An 8,176-nucleotide genomic window follows, 5' to 3' on the forward strand; every position below is an offset into this window, starting at 1 on the left:
CGGATCCGGTTGCCTCGATCCACGGAATTCGATCGAGTTCCGTACCGACTGTGTCGAGTTCCCTACGGACCCCTGTCGAGTGAGACCCGATCACGAGATATCTTGATGTCGAGCAATGTTGCAGACGTGGAGCGGAGCACCCGGTGACTGACTCGACCATCATCTACACGCACACTGACGAGGCGCCCGCCCTGGCGACCCACTCGTTCCTGCCCGTGATCCAGGCGTACGCCTCGCAGGCCGGGGTGAACGTCGAGACCCGGGACATCTCGCTGGCCGGCCGCATCATCGCCGTCTTCCCCGAGTTCCTGGAGGAGGGCCAGCGCATCGCGGACGCCCTCGCGGAGCTGGGCGAGCTGGCGAAGACGCCCGGGGCGAACATCATCAAGCTGCCGAACGTGTCGGCGTCGATCCCGCAGCTCAAGGCGGCGGTCGCCGAGCTGCAGAGCCAGGGCTACGCACTGCCTGACTACCCGGACGACCCGAAGTCGGACGAGGAGCGCGACATCCGCGCCCGTTACGACAAGATCAAGGGTTCCGCCGTGAACCCGGTGCTGCGCGAGGGCAACTCCGACCGCCGTGCCCCCGCCTCGGTGAAGAACTACGCCAAGAACCACCCGCACCGCATGGGCGCCTGGACCTCCGAGTCCAGGACGAACGTGGCGACGATGGGCGAGAACGACTTCCGCTCCACCGAGAAGTCCGCGGTGATCTCCGAGGCCGGTTCGCTGCGCATCGAGCTGGTGGGCGAGGACGGTTCGGCCACCGTCCTGCGCGAGTCCGTACCCGTCCTCGCGGACGAGGTCGTCGACGCCTCCGTCCTGCACGTCGCCGCGCTGCGCGAGTTCCTGACCGCGCAGATCGCCCGTGCCAAGGCCGAGGGCGTCCTGTTCTCCGTGCACCTCAAGGCCACGATGATGAAGGTCTCCGACCCGATCATCTTCGGTCACGTCGTGCGCGCGTTCTTCCCGAAGACGTTCGCGCGGTACGGCGAGACGCTCGCGGCGGCCGGCCTGTCCCCGAACGACGGTCTCGGCGGCATCTACAAGGGCCTGGAGTCGCTGCCCGAGGGTGCCGCGATCAAGGCGTCGTTCGACGCCGAGCTGGCCGAGGGCCCGGCGCTGGCCATGGTCGACTCCGACAAGGGCATCACCAACCTGCACGTGCCGTCCGACGTCATCGTCGACGCCTCGATGCCGGCGATGATCCGCACCTCCGGTCACATGTGGGGCCCGGACGGCCAGGAGGCCGACACCCTGGCGGTGCTCCCGGACTCCTCGTACTCCGGTGTCTACCAGGTCGTCATCGACGACTGCCGTGCCAACGGCGCCTACGACCCGTCGACCATGGGCTCGGTGCCGAACGTCGGTCTGATGGCGCAGAAGGCCGAGGAGTACGGCAGCCACGACAAGACCTTCGAGATCCCGGCCGCCGGTACGGTCCGTCTCGTCGACCAGGCCGGCAACGTGGTGATCGAGCAGCCGGTCGCCGCCGGTGACATCTTCCGCGCCTGCCAGACCAAGGACGCCCCGATCAAGGACTGGGTGAAGCTGGCCGTCACCCGTGCCCGCGCCACCGGCAACCCGGCGGTGTTCTGGCTGGACGAGACCCGCGCCCACGACGCCAACCTGATCGCCAAGGTCAACGCGTACCTGCCGGAGCACGACACCGAGGGCCTGGACATCCGGATCCTGAACCCGGTCGAGGCGACCAAGCTGTCGGTGGAGCGCATCCGGCGCGGTGAGGACACGATCTCCGTCACCGGCAACGTTCTGCGCGACTACCTGACCGACCTGTTCCCGATCCTGGAGCTGGGCACCAGCGCCAAGATGCTGTCGGTCGTACCGCTGATGGCTGGCGGCGGCCTGTTCGAGACGGGCGCCGGCGGCTCCGCCCCGAAGCACGTCCAGCAGCTCGTCAAGGAGGACTACCTGCGCTGGGACAGTCTGGGCGAGTTCTTCGCGCTGGCGGCCAGCTTCGAACACCTCGCCACGACCACGGGCAACGCGCGCGCCCAGGTCCTCGCCGACACCCTCGACCGCGCGACGGCGACCTTCCTCAACGAGGACAAGTCGCCGACCCGCCGTGTCGGCGGCATCGACAACCGGGGCAGCCACTTCTTCCTGTCCCTGTACTGGGCGCAGGAGCTGGCGGCCCAGACCGAGGACGCGGACCTGGCGAAGTCCTTCGCCCCGCTGGCCGAGGCGCTCACCGCGAACGCGGAGACGATCGTCGCCGAGCTGATCGCCGTGCAGGGCAAGCCTGCCGACATCGGTGGGTACTACCAGCCGGACGTGGAGAAGGCGAAGACGGTCATGCGTCCTTCGGCCACGTGGAACGAGACTCTGGCGACGCTGAGCTAGCGCTCGGCCGGGTGTGCGGTTCTTTTGCCGCGGGCCCGGTGAGGGCTTGTCGCGCCCCGCGGCGGAGTCGCGGATCGATTCAGCCCCGCGGCCCCTTTGGGGCGTGCCTCCGCACCCGAGTTCATCAGGCTCACCGATCGGCCCCCGGGACCCGCAACCGCGTCCCGGGGGCCGATCGTCATGCCGGGCCGGCGTTTCCGACCCTCGCCAGTACGTCGCTCCCGGATCATGTCCGCGCTGATCGTGAAAGTGCTCGCGGGCGATCTTCTCCGCCCGTTCGGGTTCGGCCGCCGCGATCGCCTCGTACAGCGCCCTGTGGTCCTCGCCGTCCGGTGGAAGTGGGTGCGCTCGCCCTTGCCCAGGGTTCGACCGGCGTCCCCCGGCAGCCGGGCGTCGTGTCAGGCGCGCAGCCACTCCGTCGTGACGACCTCCGCGTCCGTCCGCAACCTGAGCGCGAAGGGACCACTGACGTGCAGCTCGGCGGTGAAGCGGCCCAAGTCGTCGGAGGTGAGGGTGGGTGGCGAGGCGAGCTGCGGACCGCTCAGCACCTCGATCCTGGCCCCCTGCGGTGGCAGGACCTGGCCCATCAGACCGTGCGCGGTCACCTCGACGTCGACCGTCAGCTCCTCCGTGCGGAAGGTCAGCATGCGGGGTGCGTCCATGGCCCCTCTGACGGGGATGCCGTGGACGAGCGAGTCGAAGGTCAGCTCGGCCAGCTGGGTGCCGAGCGAGAACAGGGTGTAGGCCTCAACGGCGGTCTGCTGGAGCTGTGCCGGGACCGGATCCATGATGGCGGCGGCCTGGCGCAGCGTCTCCTCCAGGAGGTCGTTGTCCAGCGAGTCGTCGCCCTCGAACTCCGCCAGGTCGTCGGCGCCGTCATCGAAGCCCTCGATGCCGTCCATGCCGTCGGAGTCGTGGGGTAATCCGTCGTTGTCGTGTGCGTTGTTCACAGCACCCCCCGGGCGGCGAGCCGTACGCGGAGCCGGCGCAGGCAGCGCTGGCGCAGAGGGCCGATGCTGCCCACGGCGATGCCGAGGGCGGCGGAGATCTCCTGGTAGCTCGGCGGCGGGGCGGACATCAGGACGCGCAGCAACTGCCTGCAGCGGGCGCCGAGTTCCTCGAACTCCTGCCATAAATGCCGGATGCGCTCAGCCTCGTTGGAGGCTTCCTCGGACTCGATCACCCACTGTTCGGGCGTACGGTCGTCGCTGATCCGGTCGAGCAGCTGGGCATCGTCCGTCGGTGTCATCCGGTGGGTGCTCTTGATGACCTTGAGGCATTCGTGCCGTGCGGTACTGGCGAGCCACGAACCCGCCTTCTCCGGTTCACGGATGCGGCCCAGGTGCTGGGCGAAGCGGAACCAGACGGTCGAGTACACCTCGTGCGCGTCCGCGTCGGACAGCCGGTGGGCACGCGCCACCGACCACACCAGTGGGCTCAGCCCTTCCACCAGCGCCTTCCAGCCCGCCGCGTCGCCGTCGACTGCGGACCGGACCAACACGCCGACTGCAGCTCGGTCCACGTCCCCACCCCTCGTGTACGGCAAGTCATCGTACGCCGTGGAAGGGGGTGCTCCACTCGTCCTGCGCATGGTCCTCACTCGATTTGTCCTTGTACGGAGGCCTGTTGGCCTCATACGGCGGGTGGGATGGTCACGACCGGCACCGGGCTCCAGGTGGGCGGGATCAACGCGGGTACGACCGCGCCGCGGACCTCCGCGAACTCGGTGTTCGCCGCCAGGAGTTGCTGCCGGGCGGCGCGCGGGTCGGTCTCCTTGTGGGCTGTCATGTGGGCGGCGATCATCGCGGCGACCACCGGGGTGGCGAACGAGGTGCCGCTCCACTGCGCGAGCCCTTCGAACACCACCTGGTCCGGGGTGCCCGAGGTGGTCTCGTGCTCCCCCGAGAGCACGCCGAGGTGCTGGGGGTCCTGGCAGGTGCAGGCGTAGGTGAAGTGGTGGCGGCAGGTGTCGTACGTGCTGTGCTGGTAGATGTACGGCACCGGCACGTCGAAGCCGGTGAGCGGCCCGGTGAGGCGCTCGCCGGGGGCGTAGACCTTCACCCATGCGCCGTGGTTGCTGAAACAGGCGCCGAACTCGCCGTCGCTGCGCAGGGCGCCGACGGAGAGCACACAGTGGGCGTACTCGGGCTTGTCGGCGTAGGCGGCGGGCCAGAAGGGGGTGGCGCTGGCGTTGTTGCCGGCGGCGGCGACGAGCAGGGTGTGCGGCTGCTCGCGCAGGGCCTCCATGAACGCGGCGATACCGAGCAGGCCTTCCGTGCTGCCGTTCGACGTGCCCGCGGAGAGGCTGATGATGCTCGGCCAGCCGTCTCGTTCGACGGCCTCGAAGAGCATGTCGCCGAACTCGGACTCCAGGATCGCGCCGGCGTCGTTCAGCGTGTTGCGGGAGACGATGTCCGTGTTGGGGGCGACGGCCGCGACGAGTCCCGAGATGAACGTGCCGTGCCCGGCGTACTGCTGGAGGACGCCGTCCGTGTCGCACTCGTCGATCTGGGCGTCACCCTGGACGTGGGCCATGGCCGGGTAGGACGCGTAGTCGTGCATGAGGCCGGTGTCGATGACCAGGACGCCGACGGCACTGTCCTGGTCGTAGCCGCTCTCCCCGACCGCCGGGTTGGGCCCCGCGGTGGGCGGGACGGGCACGGGCTCGTCACCGGGACAGGCGTTGACGGGGGCGATGTGCACCACGTGGTTACGGCTGACCAGGCGCCGCCCCGCGTTGCCCTCCGTCTCCCTGAGCGCGCGCAGCGCGCCCGCCACCGCGCGGTCGCCGTGCCGGCCGCCCTGGCCCGGGTCGCCGACCCGGATGCGGGTGATGCCCGACCGGTTGCTCTCCGGGCTCGCCCGGCGCACCTCGTCGGCGGTCACACCGGCGAACGTGGTGAAGTGCGCGCGCACGGTGTCCTCGACGATCCGCGCCTCCTCGCCGTCGCGGGCCAGGACGACGCCCTTCTCGTAGATGAACTCGGCGGCGTCGTCGGGCCCCATCGCCAGTTCGACGCCGGGCATGGAGCGCTGGATCTGGTCGAACTGCTCCTGGAAACGCTGAGGTGCCATGGAATGTCCTCCCCCTTGAACCGATCCCCTGTTGCCTCTATGGAGAGCCGCAGGGCTGCCGTGTGATACAGGCGCCACGACAGGTTTGTTGATACAGGGCTCGATCCGCGATGGACAGCGAGTTATCCATGGCCAAACCTGTGTGGGGCGGGGCGCGGAGCACTACCATCCGTTGGGTGACAGCGGGAAGCGACACGGTTCTCGAACTACTGCCGATGGTGTTCGCCCGCCCGAAGGACGCGCTCGCGCGGGCGCAGAACGTCCTCGGCAGCGACCCGACGCCGTTGCACGCCTCCGTCGCCCACCAGGTGATCGGTCTGTGGCAGCGGGACTTCGGCGACATGCGCATCGCCCTGCGTCATCTGAGACGCGCCCGCGATCTCGCGGCGGACGCCGGTTCGGCGGAGCGGGAGGCGGACGTCCTCGGCACACTCGGCGTGGCACTGGTCCACGCGGGCCGCACCCGGCAGGGCCTGGAGGCCTTCGAGCAGGGCGTCGAGCGGGGTTCGGGACATACACGCGCGCGCGTGCTGTACCGGCGGGCTTACGCGTGGTGGGTGCTGGGGCATCATCGCGAGGCGCTGGACGACGTACGGCGGGCCATTCCCGTGCTGCGGCAGGCGGACGACGTCATCTGGACGGCTCGGGCGCTGACCCTGCGGGCCACCGTGCATCTGGCGCTCGGCCGCCCCGAGCGGGCCGACGCCGACTTCACCGCCGCCGAGCAGATGTGGGACACCACCGGCCAGGAGCACGACAAGGCCGATGTCGTCGAGAGCCGGGCGCTGGCCGCGTACCGGGCGGGCGACATCCCGGCGGCGCTGCGTCTGTTCGACGAGGCGGCCGAGCGGTACGACCGGCTGGGCACGCCGATCTTCATGTTCCACATCCGCCGCTGCGAGGTGCTGATGGCCGCCGGGCTGGCCCCCGAGGCGGTCGCGGAGACCGACGCGGCGCTCGCCGTGCTCGACGGCATCGGCGGGCAGAGCACCCGCAAGGCGGAGCTGCTGCTGGCCGCCGCGAAGGCCGCCCGGCTCGCGGACGATCCGCACACCGCGATCGCACGCGCTGCCGTGGCCGTACGTCTGTTCGCCGGGCAGCGGCGCAGCTGGTGGGAGGCGCACGCCCGGCTGGTGCTGATCGAGGCGCGGGTCGCGACGGGCCGGAAGTCGGGGCGGCTGGTCGCGGACGCGGCGGCGCTGGCCGACCGGCTCGCCGCCTTCGGTTCGCCGTCCGCGCCCGAGGCGTCGCTGCTCGCGGGCCGGATCGCGCTCGCGCTGGGCTGGACCGAGGACGCGGAGAAGCATCTGAAGGTCGCCGCCCGCAGCCGGCGCGTCGGTCCGCCGCTGGCGCGGATGACGGGCTGGGCGGCGCAGGCGCTGCGCGCGGAGGCGGCCGGGTCGGGGCGGGGTGTGCTGGAGGCCTGCCGGCGCGGGCTCGCCGTCCTGGACGACCACCGGATGACGCTCGGCGCATCGGAACTGCGGGCCCGGGCGACCGCGCAGGGCGCCGAACTGGCAGCTCTGGCGCAGCGGGCGGCCCTGGAGTCCGGTGGGCCTCGGCGGCTGCTGGTGTGGAGCGAGCGGTGGCGGGCCACGGTCCTTTCGGCGCCGCCCGCCCGGCCGCCCGACGACCCCGCACTCGTGCAGAGCCTGACCGCTTTCCGGGAGATCGCCGCCCGAGCGGAGAAGGCCCGGATCGACGGCCGCCCGGTACCGGCGCTGGAGCGCGAACAGCGGCGCCTGGAACGGGAGGTGCGCTCCCGGACCCTCCATATGCGCGGTGAGTCTCCCGGCGGCGGACGCCGCCTCGATCCCGGGCGGCTGCTCGAACGCCTGGGCAGCGGTGGGCGGTTGATCGAGATCGTCGTGGTCGACGGCCGGGTGCAGGTGCTGTTGTGTGGCGAGGGGCGGGTGCGCCGTTTCGAGGCGGGGCAGCTCGCGGAGGCGGTGACGGAGGCCGAACATGTGCAGGCCGGGCTGCGACGGCTCGCGCACCCGGGGGCGGAGGGCAGGCTGCCGGTGCTGGAGGCGTCGGGCCGCCGTCTTGAGGAGCTGCTGCTGGGCGCGGCCGTGCCACACCTGGGCTCCGGCCCGGTGGTCGTGGTGCCGCCGGGGAGGCTGCACCGGGTGCCTTGGGCCCTGCTGCCCTCCCTCCGGGAACGGGTGCTCAGCGTGTCCCCGTCGGCCGGCAGCTGGCTGCGCGCCCAGGAGACCGGGCCCCCGCCGGGCGGCCGGCACGTCCTCGTACGGGGGCCGGGGCTGGCGAGCGGTGGGGCGGAGGTGCCCGACCTGGTCGACCGGTACGGCAGGCCTACGGTCCTGGAGCACGAGGGGGCGCGGGTACCGGCGGTGCTGGACGCGCTGGACGGGGCCGCGCTGGCGCACATCGCGGCCCACGGCACCTTCCGGGCCGACAGTCCGCTGTTCTCGTCGCTGCGGATGGCCGACGGCCCGCTGATCGTGCACGACTTCGAACGCCTCGACCGCAGCCCGTACCGGATCATCCTCTCCAGCTGTGACACCGGCCGCCTCGCGACCGTCGGCGCGGACGAACTCCTCGGCCTGGTCACCGCGTTGCTGCCACTGGGCACGGCGGGCGTCGTGGCGAGCAGCGCGCCGGTCAACGACTCGGCGGTGGTCCCGCTGATGCTGGCCCTGCACAAAGGCCTCAGCGCGGGCCTCTCCCTGGCCGAAGCCCTGCGCGACGCCCGCGCAGCCCTGCCCGGGGACGCGACA

5 protein-coding genes are annotated in these 8,176 nt (G+C 71.3%); 2 read left to right on the forward strand and 3 right to left on the reverse strand.

The genetic code is table 11. The features are described from left to right. The first annotated feature begins 143 nt into the window (after positions 1-143). Positions 144-2,363: an NADP-dependent isocitrate dehydrogenase gene (locus tag RB628_RS13905; RefSeq protein ID WP_318320697.1), complete on the forward strand. Its 2,220-nt coding sequence runs from the start codon at positions 144-146 to the stop codon at positions 2,361-2,363. A 398-nt stretch (positions 2,364-2,761) separates the two neighbouring features. Here RB628_RS13905 and RB628_RS13910 read toward each other — a convergent pair whose 3' ends face one another. The 3 genes from RB628_RS13910 to RB628_RS13920 form a co-directional block, all read right to left on the reverse strand. Beyond that, positions 2,762-3,313 carry a hypothetical protein gene (locus RB628_RS13910; RefSeq protein WP_318320698.1) on the reverse strand — a complete coding sequence of 184 codons (552 nt, stop codon included), beginning with the start codon at positions 3,311-3,313 and terminating at the stop codon, positions 2,762-2,764. Beyond that, positions 3,310-3,885, reverse strand: a complete 576-nt coding sequence (locus tag RB628_RS13915; RefSeq protein ID WP_318320699.1) for a sigma-70 family RNA polymerase sigma factor — start codon at positions 3,883-3,885, stop codon at positions 3,310-3,312. The genes RB628_RS13910 and RB628_RS13915 overlap by 4 nt, the downstream gene beginning before the upstream one ends. 110 nt (positions 3,886-3,995) lie before the next feature. Next, entirely contained in the window at positions 3,996-5,438 is a 1,443-nt protein-coding gene (locus RB628_RS13920) for a S8/S53 family peptidase (protein ID WP_318320700.1), read from the reverse strand. Positions 5,439-5,653: 215 nt separating this feature from the next. Here RB628_RS13920 and RB628_RS13925 point away from each other — a divergent pair. Beyond that, a partial coding sequence (locus tag RB628_RS13925) for a CHAT domain-containing tetratricopeptide repeat protein (RefSeq protein WP_318320709.1) occupies positions 5,654-8,176 on the forward strand: 2,523 nt, incomplete at its 3' end.

This window comes from Streptomyces sp. ADMS, assembly GCF_033441795.1.
GTDB lineage: Bacteria > Actinomycetota > Actinomycetes > Streptomycetales > Streptomycetaceae > Streptomyces.

Bases quoted from the DNA above. Each gene is read 5' to 3' on its own strand.
- RB628_RS13920 (WP_318320700.1), bottom strand. From the start codon at position 5,438: ATGGCACCTCAGCGTTTCCAGGAGCAGTTCGACCAGATCCAGCGCTCC.